This is a genomic window from Streptosporangium sp. NBC_01810, assembly GCF_035917355.1.
GTDB lineage: Bacteria > Actinomycetota > Actinomycetes > Streptosporangiales > Streptosporangiaceae > Streptosporangium.
Window position 1 is genome coordinate 7,593,515 of sequence record NZ_CP109070.1, and the last position, 18,162, is coordinate 7,611,676.

Consider the following 18,162-nt stretch of genomic DNA (forward strand, 5'->3'; position numbering starts at 1 on the left):
GTACCGCGACACTTGTGGACATGGTCATCGTCGAAGTCGTCCTGGAGACCCACGAGGCGGTCGGCTTCACCGCCTGGCCGATCGCCGAGCCGACCGGCGATTGGTTTCTCGTACTCTCCGACCGGATGTCCCCGGCCGAAGTCGGGACTGCGATGGCCGTCATCCTCAGCTACAACGGGCTCTCGGTCGAACCGGTCACCAAGCTGACCGGTACTTGGCTGGAACAGCACCTCGCCGACGCGGAGGCCCTGATCGCTCCAGGTGGACTGCGCTTCCGTGACACCACCACGAACGCCCAGGTCGAGCCCGGTTGCTGCTTCGGCCTGGAGAACTGGCGTGACTGGCTGGACGTGATCGACGGTCAGGAACTCCGGCTCGGACACGACCCGGCAGCACGCCTTGAACACGGTGGCCGGTTCATCCGACTCACCCAAGAAGGTCGGCAGACCGTCGAGATCAGTATCAACGAGCTCCTCGGTCTGCTCGCCTCGGCGCAACAGCAGCTCAGCGGATTCCTTGAGCTTGCCCGGCGGTGGACCACCGGTGCCGCTCCCCAGCTGACCGTCCCGCTCATCGCGGCCCTGGACGAGCACCTGAAGATCAACACGAGCATCTGAAGATCAACGAAACACCCGATCGTGGTCGGCGTACAGGCAGTCGGGTCGCTTGCGAGGTCTAAGGACAACGGCGTCAGCCGCAGCGCCCGAACATCTGCACGTAGGTCGCGGCCGGGGTGATGGACCCGGCAGCCGGATCCGCGCTTCCCCAGGCTGCCGTGGTGTACAGCTCGGTGAAAGCCGGGTTGAGGATGGTGTCGCGGTGTGGCTTGCTGTTCATCCACCAGGTGACGGCCGCCCGCGGCGTGACAGCAGAGGACCCCCACCCTGCGTAGGTGTTCTCACCGATGGAGAACGAGGTGCAGCGGCGACCGTAGCCCACCGCCTGGGCACGGCTCAGCGGGGTCGAGCCGGTCTGCGGGTTGACGTGTGGGTCGCACTGGCCGGGGTTGCCCTGCACGGGGCGGCAGTTCTTACCCGGTTCCGCCTTTCCCCACCAGCGCAGTCTGACGGCGTCCGCGGCGTGCCTGGCCGCGGCTGTGCCGAGTGTGGGCGCCCCCTTCTTGCCCAGCGAGAGGTATTTCTTCAGCGGTTTCAGGCCGGTTCGTTCGGCGTTGACGAGACACCGAACCGCTGTCTCGATGGTGGTCGCCTGCGCCCTGAAGTCGAAACGTCCCCGGCTGGTGTCGGGGAACGCGGACTGGGGCCGGTAGACGAGGTCGATGTTCGCGCAGGTTCCGGCGCCTTTCAACGGCGCGGACGCGGCGGCTGCCGGCTGTGCCAGCGAGACGGCGCCGGTCAGGCTCAGCAGGAGGGCGCCGGTCACGGCGACAGCCGCCTGCCGGCGACGTGACACAGGGCTGTCGGGCACGAGTCGCTGTTGTTTGCGGGAGGGGTGCAGGAGGCTGCTCACGGGGGACTCCTCGGCGTCGGTGTCCTTCAGTGATAAGCCGGGAACCTTACAAATGCCTTGCGATGTCCTTGAAGACCCTTAGGTCCATTTTCGTCACCTCGGCTGGGTGTTCAGCACCGTGTGCGCCGCGATAAGGCGGTCTGCCTCGTGGCCCGAGTCGCGATCCGAGTCGCCGCCCGAGACCTCGTCGGCCCATTCGAGTTCCTCGATCTCCGCCGAAAGCGGATGAATCCAGGCCGTCGCTGTAGCATATCGACGTGCCGAGCCTGTCCTATTCGACCAGCGTTGACCTGTTGGTGCTCCACACGCTTCGCTGCATCGGGTCCGCCGGCCTCGCCCGCGTGTCCGAGGCGGCGGGGCTTCCCGAGCCCGATGTCGAATCCGAACTGATCGATCTCGCGGTGGCCGGCCTGGTCACCTATGTTCCGGGTGACTTCGGTGGGTGGGGTCTTACCAAGGCCGGCCGCGTCGAGGATGCCGAGCGGATCTCCGCCGAGCTGGACGCGGCGGGCACCCGAGCCACGGTGGCCGAGGCGTACGACGGCTTTCTCGTGCTCAATCCGGAGCTGCTTGATCTCTGCACGGCCTGGCAGTTGCGATCCGTCGACGGCGTCGTGATACCGAACGACCACACTGACCCCGCCTACGACTCCCGGGTCCTGGACCGGCTCGCGCACCTCGACCGGCGCGCCGATGTCGTCTGCGCGCAGCTGTACGCGGCGATGCTCCGGTTCCAGCGATATCGGGTCCGGCTCACCGACGCACTCACCCGTGCCAGGTCCGGTGAGCTGGACTACGTGACGGACAGCCTCGCGTCCTACCACAGCGTGTGGTTCCAGCTTCACGAAGACCTGCTCGTCACCCTGGGCATCCCGCGACACTGAACCGCCTTTACCGAATATCCCAGCTCACGAAGCCTGTCGACATCGCGCCGTACCGTTGGGGTTCCAGATGCGGCGCGCCCTCGCACCTCCGCGCCGATCGACACCACCCACATCGACGACTCCTGGGCGACGGCGCCCTGTCATGTGCGCGCCCGCGCCGTACTGCTGTCGAGGAGGGCGAAGCGCTGGGCGAAGGCGGACCGCTCATCGCGTTGCCGGTCCGGTTCGGTGGCGGTGGGGTTCACAACGTCAAGGCAAGGTGAGGACGCGCCGAGCAATCGCGGCGTCGTACGTGGCGAAAAGCGCTGGTGGGCCTGCGGCCCCGCTGGCACCATGTGCGGGTGCTGATCAGAGAAGCGACCACGGAGGACTGGCCCGCCATCTGGCCGTTCTTCCATGAGATCGTCGCCGCCGGCGAGACCTTTACCTACCCGACCGACCTCGGCAGGGACGTCGGGCGCGACTGGTGGCTGCTGCCGCCGCCGAACCGTACGGTCGTCGCCGTCGACGACGTGGGAAAGATCCTGGGTACGGCGAAGATGAACAACAACCAGGCAGGCAACGGCTCGCATGTCGCGAGCGCCAGCTACATGGTCGATCCGCTGCGTTCCGGGCGAGGCGTGGGGCGGGCGCTGTGTGAGTACACGGTGGAGTGGGCGCGAGCGGCGGGCTTTCGCGCGATGCAGTTCAACGCGGTCGTGGAGACCAACGTGCACGCGGTGAACCTGTACAGGTCGCTCGGCTTCGAGGTGCTGGGCACGGTGCCGGAGGGTTTTCTGCACCCGGCGAAGGGCTATGTCGGGTTGCACATCATGCACCGCGCGCTCTGAGGTGTTCGGGTCGCCGAGAGGAATCGCGCCGCTGGACGACCCGATCCGCGCCCGCACCCACCCCGACGGTCAGCGGTCGGCGCCGACTCCTGCGGGCTCGCCCGGCCCCGAGCCAGGGGAGACCGGCATACCGGCACATCCGGGAACACCGGCGTACCGGCACATCCGGCGCACCGGCACACCCGGGAACACCGGCGTACCGGCACATCCGGCGCACCGGCACACCCGGGAACACCGGCGTACCGGCACATCCGGCGCACCGGCACACCCGGGAACACCGGCGTACCGGCACATCCGGCGCACCGGCACACCCGGGAACACCGGCGTACCGGCACACCCGGGCACACCGGCGCACCCGGGAAGGCCGGCGCACCCGGGAAGGCCGGCGCACCCGGGAAGGCCGGCACACCGGCGCACCGGCAAACAAGACTGTCTTGACAAGAAAATTTGTCGGTCATAGCCTGTGGTCATGCAGGAAATCGCCGTGATCGAGGATCCGGCCGCCGCCGAGGTCTCGCTGGACCCCATCCGGGCCCGGCTGCTGGCCGAGCTGAGCGAGCCCGGCTCCGCGACCATGCTGGCCGCCAAGGTCGGCCTGCCCCGACAGAAGGTCAACTACCACCTGAAGACGCTTGAGGCGCACGGGCTCGTCGAGATGATCGAGGAACGCCGCAAGGGCAACGTCAACGAGCGCATCATGCGCGCGACCGCGGCCTCCTACGTGATCTCCCCGACCGCGCTGGCGTTGGTCGAGCCCGACCCGGCCCGTTCCCCCGACCAGCTGTCGGCGAGTTGGCTGCTGGCCGTCGCGGCCCGGCTGGTCCGCGACGTCGGAGCGCTCATCACCGGCGCCGCCAAGGTGCGCAAACGCGTCGCGACCTTCGCGATCGACGGCGAGGTGCGCTTCGCCTCGGCCGCCGACCGGGCCGCGTTCACCCAGGAGCTCACCGGGGCCGTCACGGCCCTGGTGTCCAAGTACCACGACGAGTCCGCCGAGCACGGCCGCGACCACCGGATCGTCGTCGCCGTCCACCCGAGCATGAAGGAAACCCGATGACGCACCCGTTCGAGCTGAACCAGGAGATCGAGCTCAGCGCCACGCCCGAGCAGGTCTGGGACGCGATCGCGACCGGTCCGGGCGTCGACTCCTGGTTCATGGGACGCACCGAGCTGGGCACCGCCGAGGGCGGCCCGGCGAACCTGACCATGCTGGGCCACACCGAGCAGGCCACGATCACCGCTTACGAGCCGGGCACTCGCCTCGCGACCCGCAGCGCGGAGGCCCCCGACGGCCAGTTCATGGCGTTCGAGTACCTCATCGAGGGGCGCGGCGGCGGCACGACCGTGCTGCGGGTCGTGCAGAGCGGCATGCTCGGCGATGACTGGGAGACCGAGTTCGAGGCGATGAAGGCCGGCTGGCCCATCTACCAGGAGACCCTCAGGGCGTACCTCACGTACTTCACCGGCCGCACCCCGGCGGTCACCACGGTCTTCCGGCCCGGAGCGGGCAGCCCGGACGCCGTCTGGAAGACCGTCACCCAGGCGCTGGGCGTCACCCCGGAGGTCGGCGAGGGCGACGACGTCCGACTCCCGGACGGCTCCGCCGGGGTCGTCTACTACGCGAACCTGCCCGTCAACCTGGGCGTCCGGACGGACGAGGGCCTGTACCGGTTCATCCACTCCGGTACGGACCGAGGCGACATCCTCGTGCTCGGCCACCAGAACTTCGCGGGCCGCGACGAGCAGGCCTCGTGGGAGGCATGGATGGCCGAGAGCTTCGGCATCAGTGGCACCAAAACTCAATAACACACCCACCAAAGGAGCGAGTCCCATGCGTATCGTGATCACTGAGTTCATGAGCTTGGACGGCGTCGTGCAGGCGCCGGGCGGATCCGACGAGGACACCGACGGCGGCTTCGCCCACGGCGGCTGGTCGCACCCGTTCTTCGATGATGAAGTGGTGGGTGGCGCCTTCGACGACGCGATGGCCAAGGCCGAGGCGCTGCTGTTCGGGCGCCGCACCTGGCAGACGATGGCCGCGGCGTGGCCCGAGCGGGCCGGCGACCCGTTCGCCGACCAGATGAACTCCATCCCGAAGTACGTCGTGTCCGAGACGCTGGGCGACGACGAGCTGACGTGGAACAACACCACGCGCATCTCCGGCGGCGAGGCCGTCGCCCACATCCGGAAGCTGCACGAGACCGACGGCGGCGACCTGGTGGCCATGGGGAGCCCCACGCTCGTGCGCACCCTGCTGCGCGAGGGCCTGGTCGACGAGCTCCGGCTCATGATCATGCCGGTGATCCTCGGCGGCGGCAAGACGATCTTCCCCGACGACGGTGGGCTGCGCACGCTCGAACTGGCCTCCACGGTCATCAGCGACGCGGGCGTGCACGTGTGCACCTACCGGCCGGTCGCCGAGGGGTAGGTCGCACCGTAGGCAGGTCCGGCGCGACGCTTCTACCAGGAGATGTTCGGCTGGTCGGTGAACGTCCTGGACGAGACCTACGCGCTGGTGGGCGGGGAGGCCGGGCAGAGCTGAATCCAGGGTGAACGGGTCGGGGTCGATTCAGCGGCGCTGCTCGCCGCTGCGGCCGCGGCCCCGGTCGCTGGTCAGGGTCGCGAGCAGCGGGCCGAGGCGGTACTCCACCGGGGTCGTCAGGGCGATCTCGGTGGTCGACCGTACGACGCCGCGGAGTGTCAGGACCTCCTGGATCAGCGACTGCAGCTCGGCGTGGCTGCGGCAGGCCACCCGGACCATGAGGTCGCTGGTGCCGGTGGTGATGCAGACCTCAAGGACCTGGCTCAGCCGCCCGAGCGCGTCGGTGACCTCGCCCAGGGTGCCCTGGGCGAGCTGCAGGTGCAGGAACGCGGTCACCGGCAGGCCGAGGCGTTCCAGATCGACGCGGGCGCTGAAGCCCGTCAGCACCCCCGACTCGACGAGCCGCTGGTACCGGGCCTGGACCGTGTTCCGTGCGACCCCCAGCCGGGCCGCGAGCTCGCTGGTCCCGGCCCGGGGGTCTTCGGACAGGGCGGTCAGAAGCTCCGCGTCGAGCCGGTCAATGCTGGTCACTGTGCTCACCTGTCATCGCTTGTCGTGGGTACTAGCTGAGCATCGCGCTCAACATTCCTGCAGAACCTTGACGTGCTAGCCAATCTAACCCCAAATTTACCGACATATACGTCAGTTCTGGTGAAGGGGGCACACATGACCCAGACCGCCGATCCTGTGGCCGGGGCGGGTGCCCGCATCGACCTCGCCGATCGCTACCGGCCGGGTTCCGGCCCGGTGCTGCTGACGGGTGTCCAGGCCGTCGGCCGGTTGATCGTCGAGCAGCGTGAGCGCGACGAGCGGGCCGGTCTGCGCACCGCCACGTTCGTGTCGGGATACCAGGGCAGCCCGCTGGCCGGGCTGGACAAGACGCTCGCCGGTCTGAGGTCCGATGACCTGCGCCTGCTTCCCGGTCTCAACGAGGAGCTCGGAGCCACGGCCGTCTGGGGCAGCCAGAGCGCACTGCCCGGCGGGCAGCGGACCCACGACGGTGTCGTGGGTCTCTGGTACGGCAAGGGGCCCGGCGTCGACAGGTCGGGCGACGCGATCCGGCACGCGTCCACGTACGGCGTCGACCCGCGCGGCGGGGTGCTGGCCCTCGCGGGTGACGATCCCGGCTCCTCCTCGTCCACGCTGCCGTGTGTCAGCGAGCGCGCCCTGGCCGCGATGGGGCTGCCCGTGCTCTACCCGCGCGACGCCGAGGAAATGATCGCCCTCGGGCTGTACGGCATCGCCCTGTCCAGGGCGTCGGGCTGCTGGGTCGGCGTCAAGGTCGTCACCACGGTGGCCGACGGGCTTTTCACGGTCGACCGCGACTTCGCCGACATGCACATAGAGGTTCCCCGGATCGAGTGGGAGGGGCGGCCGTGGACCTACCGGCAGCGCACCATGCTCTCCCCGACCGACAGCCTGCTCGCCGAGGCCGACCTGTTCGGTCCCCGATGGGCGACGGTCGAGGCGTTCGGAGCCGCCAACCCGCTGGACGTCGTCGAGGTCGACCCCGCCGACGCCTGGCTCGGGATCGCGGCGCCCGGCACGACGTACGACGCGGTACGGCAGGCCCTGCTCGACCTGGGCCTCGACCAGCGGGATCTTGAGCGGGCCGGGATCCGGCTGATGCGGATCGGGATGCCCTACCCGCTCGGGGCCGGCACCCTGCGGCGGTTCGCGCGCGGGCTCCGCCAGATCCTGGTCGTGGAGGAGAAGACCTCCTTCGTCGAGAGCCAGGTGCGCGACCTGCTGTACGGCTCGGCCGACGCTCCGGCGGTGCTGGGAAAGCGGGACGCGGACGGCAGGACGCTGGTACCCGCCGGGGGACTGCTGAACGCCGACCGGCTGACCGGGCCGCTGCGCGGGCTGCTCGCCGGCCGGGTCGAGCTCGCCCCGCCGCCGAGGGCACCCCGGATGACACTCAGCCTGACACCGGTGGCGAGCCGCACTCCGTACTTCTGCAGCGGCTGCCCGCACAACCGGTCGACGGTGCTTCCCGAAGGGTCGCTGGGAGCGGGCGGCATCGGGTGCCACACCATGGTGACGATCGCCGACCGGGAGAGCGCGCGGGTCACCTCGTTGACGCAGATGGGCGGCGAGGGGACGCAGTGGCTGGGACAGTCGCAGTTCACCGACGTGCCGCACATCTTCCAGAACGTCGGCGACGGCACGTTCTTCCACTCCGGCCAGCTGGCGCTGCAGGCGTGCGTGGCGGCCGGGGTGAACATCACCTACAAGATCCTCTACAACCAGGTCGTCGCGATGACCGGTGCTCAGGACCCCCAGGGCGCCCTGAGCGTTCCGGCACTGACGCGCAAGCTGCACGCCGAGGGCGTGGCCAGGATCATCGTCTGCTCCGAGACACCCCGCGGCTACGGCAGGCGAGCCCGGTTCGCGCCGGGAACTCTCGTCTGGCACCGTGACCGGCTCGACGAGGCGCAGCGACTGCTCCGCGACGTGCCGGGCGTCACCGTGCTCGTCTACGACCAGCAGTGCGCGGCCGAGGCCAGGCGGCTGAGGAAGCGCGGCCGGCTCGCCGAGCGGACGGAGCGGGTCGTCATCAACGAGAGCGTCTGCGAGGGATGCGGCGACTGCGGGGTGAAGAGCAACTGCCTGTCGGTGCAGCCCGTCGAGACCGAGCTCGGCCGCAAGACCCGGATCGACCAGACCTCCTGCAACACCGACTACACCTGCCTGCAGGGAGACTGCCCGTCGTTCGTCACCGTACGGGTCGACCCCTCCCGCAAGCCCGTGTCCGGGTCGCGACCCGAGCCCCCTTCGGTGGCGGATCCGGTCATTCCCGTGGCGAGCCCGACGTATGACGTGTTCCTGGCCGGGATCGGCGGCACGGGCATCGTGACGGTCAACGCGGTCCTGGCCACCGCCGCCCTGCACGACGGCCTGCGCAGCGTCGGCCTCGACCAGACCGGCCTGTCGCAGAAGGCGGGACCGGTGACGTCACATCTGCGGATCTCGGTCGACGGCGGTGAACCGGCCAACCGGATCAGCACCGCCGGTGCCGACACAGTGCTGGCGTTCGACCTGCTCGTGGGCACCGACGCCAAGAACCTGGTCCTGGCCGCCCCGGACCGCACCGTCGCGATCGCCTCGACGAGCCGGACGCCGACGGGGGAGATGGTGTACGACGCCGGACTCACCTATCCGGATGCCGAGCCGATGCTCGCGCGCCTGCGGAACACGACCTCCAGCCTGCACGAGCTGGACGCGCTCGGTGCCGCCGAAGCGCTGTTCGGCTCCACGGACGTGGCGAACCTGCTGGTCGTGGGGGCCGCGTTCCAGGCCGGTGCGCTGCCGCTGACCGCGCGGGCCATCGAGCGGGCGATAGCGCTCAACGGGGTGAAGGCCGACCTCAACACCGACGCCTTCCGCTGGGGCCGGGTCGGCGTCGCCGACCCGGCCGCGTTCGCCAGGGCCATCTCGGGTGACGGGGTACGGCCGGCCGCTGCCGGTGGTGGCCCAGACGGCTCGGAGTTCCTGGCCGGCCGGTCGATGGAGGGCGAGACCGCCCGGCTGGCGGGCCTGCGGGCCGTGGAGCTGCGGGCGCACTCCGGCGCGGACCTGGCCCGGCGCTACGTCGACCTTGTCGAGACCGCCTGGACCGCGGAGCGGGCCGTGGGTGAGGCGACGGCCTTCAGCGAGGCGGTGGCCCGTGGCGTGCACCGGCTCTGGGCGTACAAGGACGAGTACGAGGTGGCCCGCCTGCTCACCGCCCCTGCCGCCGACCCCGTCGCCGGGCAGGTTCCGGGGGCCACGAAGGTCACCTACAACCTGCACCCGCCGATGCTGCGATCGATGGGGGTCAGTGGGAAACTCAAGCTGGGTCCCTGGTTCCGGCCGGTACTGCGCGGGCTCGCCAAGGGGCGCGTGCTGAGGGGGACGCCGCTGGACCCGTTCGGGTTCGCGCACGTCCGCCGGCTTGAGCGCGCACTGGCGGCCGACTACCGGGACATGGTCGCCGAGCTGGCCCGGACGCTCGACGCGGCCGGCTACGACCGCGCGGTGCAGGCCGCCGGGGCCGCGGAACTGGTACGCGGCTACGAGGGGGTCAAGCTGGCGAACGTCGAGCGCTACCGCGAGCGCCGCGGCGAGCTCGGCGTCCCGCTCGGCAATGAGGTGCTGAGGCTCCTTCGCTGACCACGATGTCGCGGAGGAGCAGGTGACCGGAGTCCGCGTCGCTGCCGTCGCTGCCGTCGCTGCCGTCGCGGTGGTCACGGTCGCGACGGCAGCGGAGGGCGGTCCATGCAGGCGTGGCATCGGTTGAGATGTGGCCGACGTTCCCGGCTGATCCAGGGATATCTCGGGTGTTGCTCGGTTCCCGGCTGATCCGCGGATATCTCAGGCGTTGCTCGGTTCCCGGCGCGAACGGCGTTTCCGCTGGATCAGCAGGAACGTGATCGCCGCGAGTGCGGCGAGGACGACGCCGACCAGCGCCACCATGGGGTAGTGGCTCGGGTCCGTTTCCGCCTTGACCGCTTGTGCTGTCCCTGCGGCGGGGAACCGGATGGTCGCTTCGGAGGTACGTTTCGTCAGCCCGCTTTCCAATCGGATACGGGCGCGCCACGGCCCGTCGGGCACCTGCTCGTTGAGGGCGCAGGCGACGGATCCGGCGTCGCCGGGAGCGAGCGTCGTGCCCGTTTGGACCTTGAACGGGCCCGCGCTCAGGCTTCCGGAGCCGTTGGTCAGTTTCAGGTCGCCGCTCAGGTCGAGTGCGCGGCCTCCGGTGTTGTGCACCTGCGCCAAGACGATCTGCTGACCGGTGGGTGACCGTTGGGCCGTCAGAGAGTCGATGGTGAAGTCCGATGCCGGTGGGTTGCCGCGACCGACGGACAGGTAGATCCGGATACCGACGCGGTTGACCTCGGCGATGCCTCCACCGGGCGGCGCGGCCTTGGCCGCCTGGGCCCAGATCACGGCGTAGCGCTCTCCGGGGGCGGCCTCGTCCGGCACGGTGATGGTCGCGGTGACCGCCGAGCGGGCGTGCGGGGCCAGGGTCACCTCATGCCGGTCCGTGCTGGTCCAAGTGGACAGCTCATTGGCGGTGCGATCGGTGGCGAACTGGAATTTCCGGTCACGTACCTGTGCCGCGGCCGTGTAGAGCGAAAGCTGTTTGGGCGAGCCGGTCGTGTTGAACACCTCGACCCGCCGGTGAATGACGGAACCCGGGGTGAGGTGATCGATGATGTAGGTCCAGGCCCGCGCGTCGGCTCGCGCAGCGACCGGTGCTTCGAGCAGGCGGATCCCGATGCCGCCCGCGGGCGAGGAGGCCGCCGCCGGCGCGGGCCTGTCGAGCGCGCCGGTGGCCGGGGCGAGAGCCCCGGCCACCAGCAGCCCTGCGACGACGGTACGAAGACGCACGATTGTCGCCGGCTGCGGTCAGGCGACCGAATGGGTGACGGTGCCGGTGTATGTTCCCGCGACGGTCGCGGCCGGAATCGTCACGGTGAGCGTCGGATTCCAGGTGGCGGTGTTGTTACCGGTGAGCTCGGTACCGGTGAACGCGGTGCGCGGCACGTTGATGATGCCGCCGGGGCCGGGTGTGAAGGTCCCCTCGCCCGTCGTGGCGGTGGCGGCCCCGGGGGAATAGCTGAGGTTGATGTTCGAGATGGTCTCGGGCCCCGTGGCCCCGCCGGTGGTGAAGTCGGTGCCGGTGACGGTCGCGGTCCAGGAACCGTTCAGGGTGGCGCGCTCGTCGGTCACCGTGACGGGACCGATCTGCCCCGAGATGCTGGCGGCGCCGGATGCCACCGAGCCCAGGTTCGCCGACCCCGGCGCGTTGATCGTGAGACCGGTGGCCGTGATCGAGAACGTGACGGTGGTGTCCACGGCCAGGGCGGGCAGGGCGGTCGCTGCGACAAGGGTGAGGCCGACAGCTGCGGCGATCGCCAAAAACGGTTTACGCATCTTCTGATCCAATGTTCAAGCGGATGTGAGAGGCGATGCGCAGCTCGGACGCTTGACCTAAGAGATCAAGCATGCAGGCATGCCATCACGCCTCGTAGTGGACGATAACTCTTCGCGGTTGAGGCAAGATCAAAGGCGCGACGCGTGCAATCGCTGCAATACCGTTCCATGGCAATGAAATGCCGAAAGGCGCGGACTTCGACGATAGGTCCACGACCGTGCACCCTTTTCCGGGGCCGGTTCGACGCGGAGCTCCGGTGGGAGAGGTCGTCGGGCGATAGGTCCACGACCAGGCACCCTTTTCCGGTGGGAGAGGCCGTCAGCGGGGGGGATACCCGCTTCGCTAGGCTCGGATGATGGGCTCTTCTAGAACGCTTGTGCTGTGGGACATCGATCACACGCTGGTCAGCATCGACGGGGTCGGCCGGGACATCTACGCCGAGGCGTTCCAGGCGGTGACCGGGCAGCCGATGCGGCGGGTTGCGGCCATGGCGGGGCGGACCGACTGGGCGATCACGGCGGAGACGCTCCGGATGCACGACGTCGAGGTGTCGGAGAAGTTGCTGAACTCCTTCGTCGCGGCCCTCGCCGAGGCGTTCGTCGTCTACCAGGCGGAGATCTCGCAGCGGGGCAGGGTGCTGGCGGGGGTGCGCGAGGTGCTCGACGTGCTGGCGGGCCGGGCCGACGTGATCCAGTCGCTGCTCACCGGGAACATGGAACCGCTGGCGATCGGCAAGCTCAAGGCGTTCGAGCTGGAGCGTTTTGTGGACTTCGAGGTGGGGGCCTACGGGATGGACCACGAGGACCGCGCCGTGCTGGTGGGCCTGGCGCAGAAGCGCGCGGCGCAGAAGTACGGGGAGTCCTTCACCGCGCACAACACGGTGTTGGTCGGGGACACACCGAACGACGTTCTTGCCGGTCATCAGGGCGGGGCGAGGGTGGTGGCCGTCGCCACGGGTTCCAGCGACGTCCGGGCACTGAAGGAGGCCGGCGCGGAGCTGGTGCTGGAAGACCTCGCCGACACCGAAGCCGTCGTACGGGCCCTCATTCGGAGCTTGTGATCCCGGCGGTGGCCTCGTAGCGGTGGACCAGCCGTCGTACGGGCACTCATCTGGAGCTTGTGATCCCGGCGGTGGCCTCGTAGCGGTGGACCAGTTCCGGAAGGACCGTGCCCAGCGGAGCGTCGACGGTGAGCGTCGCGTAGCCGTCACCGCGGGTCGGGCCCTGGTTGACGATCGCCACGGGGATACCGAGCTTCGCGGCGTGCAGCACGAACCGGCGGCCGGACATCACCGTCAGTGACGACCCGAGCACCAGGAGAAGGCGTGCTCCCTCCACGAGGGAGTAGCACTCGCGTACTCGCTCCGGTGGGACGGTCTCCCCGAAGAAGACGACGTCGGGCTTGAGCACCCCCCGGTCGCAGGCTCGGCATCCGACTAGCTGGAACCCGTCGATCTCCTCGTCCCGCAGCTCGACGTCGCCGTCCGGGTTGATCGCGGCGCTCCGGACGGCGAACCGGGGATTCGCCCGTGTCAGGCGGCGGTCCAGCTCCTCGCGCGGGCTCGAATCACCGCAGTCGAGGCAGACCACGTGATGCAGGCTGCCGTGCAGCTCGACCACCGCCTGGGCGCCGCCCGCCTGGTGCAGGCCGTCGACGTTCTGCGTCACGATTCCGGCCACCAGGCCCCGTCGCTGGAGTTGCGCGACCGCGTGGTGGCCGCTGTTCGGCGCCGCCCGGGTCATCGCCCGCCATCCGATGTGGCTCCGGGCCCAGTAGCGCCGTCTGGCCGCCGGGTCGCCGGTGAACGTCTGGTAGGTCATCGGGGTGTGCCGGGTCAGGGCCCCACTCGGCCCCCGGTAGTCGGGAATCCCCGACTCCGTCGATATCCCGGCCCCGCTCAGCACCACGACACCGCCCGCGGCCAGCAACCTCGCCAGCGTGCTCGTATCCTCGCTCACCTCTCCATACTGACCCACCACGCGTACCGGCTGTCCTCGGGTCTGCCCTTGGGTCTTCCGTTGATCCGGGCCGTCCCGTTTTCCGGGGCGTGCTCTTCCCTTGCGTGGTCGGCCGAGAGGGTGGGCCAGACGAGGAACACCGAGTCGACCCCGTCCAGTGCGGTGTCCAGGCTGCCGGGGTCGGCCAGGTCGCCGGGTACGATCTCGGCGCCTTCCGGGAGCCTGGCGGAGGAGGGGTTTCGGGTCAGCGCGCGCACGGCGGCACCCGCTTCGAGGAGCTGGGCCACGGCCTGTCCGCCGACCTTGCCGGTCGCCCCGGTAACCAGAATCATGAGGATCTCCTTTGCCGATGGGAACGTCGTGATCAGCATGAGACCTCAACTTTGATTGAGGTCAATAGGGCCGACTCGCCGGAACGGGCTTCTCAGGATTCCCTACGACCTGGGCACGAGGTCGGTACTGTTCTCGGATGTCCGAAAGATCACGGTTATGGGGTGGGGAGGCGGGGCGGACACCGTTCGCGTCAGATTCTGACTCCCGCGAGAACGGGACGCCGATCCTGCCGGTGCCCGGTGCCCGGTGCCCGGTGCCCGGTGCCCGGTGCCCGGGCATCGGGCACGGTGAGACCGCGTGGGCACCCCCTCGGGCACTGAGGCCGTTGTGGGCACTCCCTCGGTCACGGTGAGACCGTCGTGGGCACTCCCTCGGTGACCGTCTCCTCGTCTGTGAGAGCACCGCTGAACTGCGCGGAGTACAGGCGGTGGTAGGCGCCCCCGGCGGCGAGTAGTTCGTCGTGGGTGCCGTGTTCGACGATGCTTCCCTCCTCCATGACCAGGATGAGGTCCGCGTCGCGGATGGTCGACAGCCGGTGGGCGATGACGAAGCTGGTGCGGTCCGAGCGCAGCGCGGCCATGGCGTGCTGCACCAGGACCTCGGTGCGGGTGTCGACCGAGCTGGTGGCCTCGTCGAGGATGAGCAGCGACGGATCGGCGAGGAAGGCGCGGGCGATGGTCAGCAGCTGCTTCTCCCCGGCGCTGACGTTGCTCCCCTCCTCGTCGATCACGGTGTCATAGCCGTCCGGCAGGGTGCGGACGAAACGGTCGACGAAGGTGGCACGCGCGGCGGCGAGGAGCTGCTCCTCGGTGGCCCGAGGGTTGCCGTAGGCGATGTTCTCTCGGATGGTGCCACCGAACAGCCAGGTGTCCTGCAGCACCATGCCGATGTGCGAGCGCAGGTCGTCGCGGCGCATCGCGGTGATGTCGACGCCGTCGAGGGTGATCCGGCCCGAGTTCAGCTCGTAGAAGCGCATGACGAGGTTGACCAGGGTGGTCTTGCCCGCGCCGGTCGGGCCGACGATCGCGACGGTGTTCCCGGGGTCGGCCACCAGGGACAGGTCCTCGATGAGGGGCTGCTCCGGGTCGTAGCTGAAGGACACGTGCTCGAACTCGACGCGGCCCCGCCTGCCGGTGGGCACCACCGGGTCCGCGGGGTCGGGGTCCTGCTCCGCGGCGTCGAGCAGCTCGAAGACCCGCTCGGCCGAGGCCACCCCCGACTGCAACAGGTTGGCCATCGAGGCGACCTGGGTCAGCGGCTGGGTGAACTGCCGTGAGTACTGGATGAACGCCTGCACGTCGCCCAGGCTCATCGCCCCGGTGGCGACCCGCAGGCCCCCGACGACGGCGATGGCGACGTAGTTGAGGTTCCCGATGAACATCATCATCGGCATGATGATCCCGGAGACGAACTGGGCGCCGAAGCCGGCCTTGAACAGCTCCTCGTTCCGCTGGCGGAACACCTCCTCGACCTCGGGGCGGCGTCCGAACACCTTCACCAGCTCGTGGCCGGTGAACGCCTCCTCGATGTGGGCGTTCAGGCTGCCGGTGTGCTTCCACTGCGCGACGAAGTGCCCCTGCGAGCGTTTCGCGATCATCCCGGTGACGATCACCGTCAGCGGGATGGTCACCAGGGCGATCAGCGCGAGCAGCGGCGAGATCACGAACATCATCGCGAGCACGCCGATCACCAGCAGCAGCGAGTTCAGCAGCTGGCTCATCGTCTGCTGCAGGGTCTGCGAGACGTTGTCGATGTCGTTGGTGACCCGGCTGAGCAGCTCGCCGCGCGGCTGGCCGTCGAAGAACCGCAGCGGAAGCCGGTTCAGCTTCTCCTCGACCTCCTCCCGCAGCCGGTAGACGGTGCGCTGCACCACGTCGTTGAGCAGGTAACCCTGATACCAGGCGAAGAGCGACGACGCGACGTAGACCCCCAGGACCCACATCAGGACCGTGCCCAGCGCGCCGAAGTCGATGCCCTGCCCCGGTACGACGTCCATCACCGAGAGCAGGTTGGCGAAGTTGTCGTTGCCCGACGCGCGGGCCGCCTCGATGGCCTGCTCCGGGCTCCTCCCGGCGGGCAGCTGCTTGCCGATCACCCCGGTGAAGATCAGGTCCGTCGCGTGACCGATGATCTTCGGCCCGATGACGGAGAGCACCACGCTGGTCACGGCGAGGCCGGCCACGGCCAGCAGCTTCGGGCGGTCGGGGTTCGTCCGCCGCATCAGCCGTCGCGCGGAGGACCCGAAGTTCATTGACTTCTCCGCGGGCATCCCGGCTCCTCCCCCGATGGGGCCCCTGCCGAAGCCGCCGCCACCTCCGGCGGGTGGTCGCGTGGTCGTCGTGGGACGGTCGCTCATGCTGCGGTCTCCGCGGCTAGTTGGGACTCGACGATCTCGATGTACGTCGGGCAGGAATCCAGCAGTTCGTCATGGGTCCCCAGACCGACGACCACACCGTCGTCCAGGACGATGATCTGGTCGGAGTCGGCGACGGTGGAGACCCGCTGGCCGACGATGATGACGGCGGCCTCGGCGGTGTGCGGGCGCAGGGCGGCGCGCAGCCGCGCGTCGGTGGCCAGGTCCAGGGCCGAGAACGAGTCGTCGAACAGGTAGATCTCGGGCTTGCTGACCAGCGCCCTGGCGATGGACAGCCGCTGTCGCTGCCCACCGGACACGTTCGTGCCACCCTGGGTGATGGGTGCGGCGAGGCCCTCGGGCATCGCCTCGACGAAGTCGCGGGCCTGGGCGATCTCCAGCGCCTCCCACAGCTCCTCGTCGCTCGCGTCCGGGTTGCCGTAGCGCAGGTTGCTGGCGACGGTGCCGCTGAACAGGTACGGCTTCTGCGGCACCAGGCCGATGCGCGACCAGAGCAGCTGGGGATCGAGGTCGCGGACGTCGACGCCGTTGACGGAGACCGTGCCCGAGGTGGCGTCGAACAGCCTGGGCACCAGCGAGACCAGCGTCGTCTTGCCGGAGCCGGTGCTGCCGATCACGGCGGTGGTCTGTCCCGCCGCCACGCGGAAGGAGATGCCGGACAGCACGGGTGCCTCCGCACCCGGGTAGCGGAACTCGACGTCGCGCATCTCCAGCTCGGCGCGGCCGCTCACCTGCCGTACCGGGTCGCGGGGTGGCGTCACCGACGACTCGGTGTCGAGCACCTCGGTGATGCGCTCGGCGCAGACCGCGGCGCGCGGGATCATCATCGAGATGAAGCCGGCCATCATCACCGACATGAGGATCTGCATCAGATACATCAGGAACGCGGTCAGGGCGCCGATCTGCATCTCGCCGCTGTCCACCCGCCCGGCACCGAACCAGAGCACGGCGCCGCTGGAGACGTTGAGGATCAGCATCACGGTGGGGAAGGTGAGCGCGCTCAGCCGTCCCACGCGCAGCGCGGTGCCGGTCAGCGCGTCGTTGGCGTCGGCGAACCGGCGGGTCTCCTCGCGCTCGCGGACGAAGGCGCGCACCACGCGGATGCCGGTGAGCTGCTCGCGCAGCACCTGGTTGACCTGGTCGATGCGTTCCTGCATCGCGCGGAACTGGGGGACCATGCGGACGGTGATCAGGCCGATCGACACCAGCAGCGCGGGGACGCAGACGAGCATGAGCCAGGACAGGCCGAGGTCCTGGCGCAGCGCCATGATGATGCCGCCGACGCCCATGATGGGGGCCGTGACCAGCATCGTGCAGGTCATCACGACGAGCATCTGGACCTGCTGCACGTCATTGGTCCCGCGGGTGATCAGGGAGGGGGCTCCGAAGCGGGAGACCTCCCTGGCGGAGAAGTCGCCGACCTGGTGGAAGATCGCCGAGCGGAGGTCGCGCCCGAACCCCATGGCCGCGTGGGAGCCGTAGTAGACCGCCGCGATCGAGCAGGCGATCTGCACGAGGGAGATGGCCAGCATCCAGCCCCCCGCGGACAGGATGTAGCCGGTGTCGCCGGTGGCGACGCCCTGGTCGATGATGTCGGCGTTCAGGCTGGGCAGATAGAGCGAGGCGATGGTGCCGACCAGTTGCAGCACCACCACGGCGGTCAGCGCCGCCGAGTAGGGGCGCAGGTACGTGCGGAGCAGACGGGTCAGCATGGGGTCTCTTTAGGTGGGTTGGCCGGGAGAGGGGCGTCGCGCCGGGGGACCGGTCGTCGGTCGGCCTCGCCCGTCGCCCCGGTAGCCGGGATCATGAGGATTTCCTCCAGCGGGGAGTATCGGACTCAGCCTGCGA

General features: G+C 69.4%; 16 protein-coding genes. 8 read left to right on the forward strand and 8 right to left on the reverse strand.

All coding sequences use genetic code 11. The annotated features are described in order from the left end of the window. The first annotated feature begins 20 nt into the window (after window positions 1-20). On the forward strand, window positions 21-617 hold the full coding sequence (locus tag OIE13_RS34350; RefSeq protein ID WP_326645222.1) for a hypothetical protein: 597 nt from the start codon (window positions 21-23) through the stop codon (window positions 615-617). A gap of 73 nt (window positions 618-690) precedes the next feature. Here the strand turns inward: OIE13_RS34350 and OIE13_RS34355 are convergent, their stop codons facing one another. Beyond that, entirely contained in the window at window positions 691-1,470 is a 780-nt protein-coding gene (locus OIE13_RS34355) for a CAP domain-containing protein (RefSeq protein ID WP_326645220.1), read from the reverse strand. Between the two features lie 257 nt (window positions 1,471-1,727). On the opposite strand from OIE13_RS34355, the gene OIE13_RS34360 reads away from it, so the two are divergent. From OIE13_RS34360 to OIE13_RS34380, 5 genes are all read left to right on the forward strand, one after another. Further along, complete coding sequence (locus OIE13_RS34360; protein WP_326645218.1) at window positions 1,728-2,354, forward strand: transcriptional regulator; 627 nt, start codon at window positions 1,728-1,730, stop codon at window positions 2,352-2,354. Between the two features lie 341 nt (window positions 2,355-2,695). Next, on the forward strand, window positions 2,696-3,184 hold the full coding sequence (locus tag OIE13_RS34365) for a GNAT family N-acetyltransferase (RefSeq protein ID WP_326645216.1): 489 nt from the start codon (window positions 2,696-2,698) through the stop codon (window positions 3,182-3,184). Window positions 3,185-3,653: 469 nt separating this feature from the next. Beyond that, the gene (locus tag OIE13_RS34370; protein WP_326645213.1) at window positions 3,654-4,241 is read left to right on the forward strand and encodes an ArsR/SmtB family transcription factor; all 588 of its coding nucleotides are present in this window, start codon (window positions 3,654-3,656) and stop codon (window positions 4,239-4,241) included. Continuing rightward, complete coding sequence (locus OIE13_RS34375) at window positions 4,238-4,990, forward strand: SRPBCC family protein (RefSeq protein WP_326645211.1); 753 nt, start codon at window positions 4,238-4,240, stop codon at window positions 4,988-4,990. Before OIE13_RS34370 ends, OIE13_RS34375 begins: the two co-directional genes overlap by 4 nt. Before the next feature lie 25 nt (window positions 4,991-5,015). Continuing rightward, window positions 5,016-5,612: a dihydrofolate reductase family protein gene (locus tag OIE13_RS34380; protein ID WP_326645210.1), complete on the forward strand. Its 597-nt coding sequence runs from the start codon at window positions 5,016-5,018 to the stop codon at window positions 5,610-5,612. Between the two features lie 141 nt (window positions 5,613-5,753). Here the strand turns inward: OIE13_RS34380 and OIE13_RS34385 are convergent, their stop codons facing one another. Next, entirely contained in the window at window positions 5,754-6,257 is a 504-nt protein-coding gene (locus tag OIE13_RS34385) for an Lrp/AsnC family transcriptional regulator (RefSeq protein WP_326645208.1), read from the reverse strand. Window positions 6,258-6,392: 135 nt separating this feature from the next. Here OIE13_RS34385 and OIE13_RS34390 point away from each other — a divergent pair, with 135 nt between their 5' ends. Then, window positions 6,393-9,881 carry an indolepyruvate ferredoxin oxidoreductase family protein gene (locus OIE13_RS34390; RefSeq protein WP_326645206.1) on the forward strand — a complete coding sequence of 1,163 codons (3,489 nt, stop codon included), beginning with the start codon at window positions 6,393-6,395 and terminating at the stop codon, window positions 9,879-9,881. Window positions 9,882-10,082: 201 nt separating this feature from the next. Here OIE13_RS34390 and OIE13_RS34395 read toward each other — a convergent pair whose 3' ends face one another. Next, the gene (locus OIE13_RS34395) at window positions 10,083-11,102 is read right to left on the reverse strand and encodes a peptidase (RefSeq protein WP_326645204.1); all 1,020 of its coding nucleotides are present in this window, start codon (window positions 11,100-11,102) and stop codon (window positions 10,083-10,085) included. An 18-nt stretch (window positions 11,103-11,120) separates the two neighbouring features. Further along, window positions 11,121-11,648 (reverse strand): hypothetical protein, encoded by a 528-nt coding sequence (locus tag OIE13_RS34400; RefSeq protein WP_326645201.1) that lies wholly within the window; start codon window positions 11,646-11,648, stop codon window positions 11,121-11,123. A gap of 377 nt (window positions 11,649-12,025) precedes the next feature. Here OIE13_RS34400 and OIE13_RS34405 point away from each other — a divergent pair, with 377 nt between their 5' ends. Continuing rightward, entirely contained in the window at window positions 12,026-12,709 is a 684-nt protein-coding gene (locus OIE13_RS34405; RefSeq protein ID WP_326645199.1) for an HAD family hydrolase, read from the forward strand. A gap of 46 nt (window positions 12,710-12,755) precedes the next feature. On the opposite strand, the gene OIE13_RS34410 is transcribed toward OIE13_RS34405, so the two are convergent. The 4 genes from OIE13_RS34410 to OIE13_RS34425 all read right to left on the reverse strand — a co-directional run bounded on the left by OIE13_RS34410 (window position 12,756) and on the right by OIE13_RS34425 (window position 18,026). After that, entirely contained in the window at window positions 12,756-13,607 is an 852-nt protein-coding gene (locus OIE13_RS34410) for an NAD-dependent protein deacetylase (protein WP_326829273.1), read from the reverse strand. Next, complete coding sequence (locus tag OIE13_RS34415; RefSeq protein ID WP_326645195.1) at window positions 13,604-13,939, reverse strand: SDR family oxidoreductase; 336 nt, start codon at window positions 13,937-13,939, stop codon at window positions 13,604-13,606. The genes OIE13_RS34410 and OIE13_RS34415 overlap by 4 nt, the downstream gene beginning before the upstream one ends. 344 nt (window positions 13,940-14,283) lie before the next feature. After that, window positions 14,284-16,296, reverse strand: a complete 2,013-nt coding sequence (locus OIE13_RS34420) for an ABC transporter ATP-binding protein (protein WP_326645193.1) — start codon at window positions 16,294-16,296, stop codon at window positions 14,284-14,286. Further along, window positions 16,293-18,026: an ABC transporter ATP-binding protein gene (locus OIE13_RS34425; RefSeq protein WP_326829274.1), complete on the reverse strand. Its 1,734-nt coding sequence runs from the start codon at window positions 18,024-18,026 to the stop codon at window positions 16,293-16,295. Before OIE13_RS34425 ends, OIE13_RS34420 begins: the two co-directional genes overlap by 4 nt. Between the last annotated feature and the right edge of the window lie 136 nt (window positions 18,027-18,162).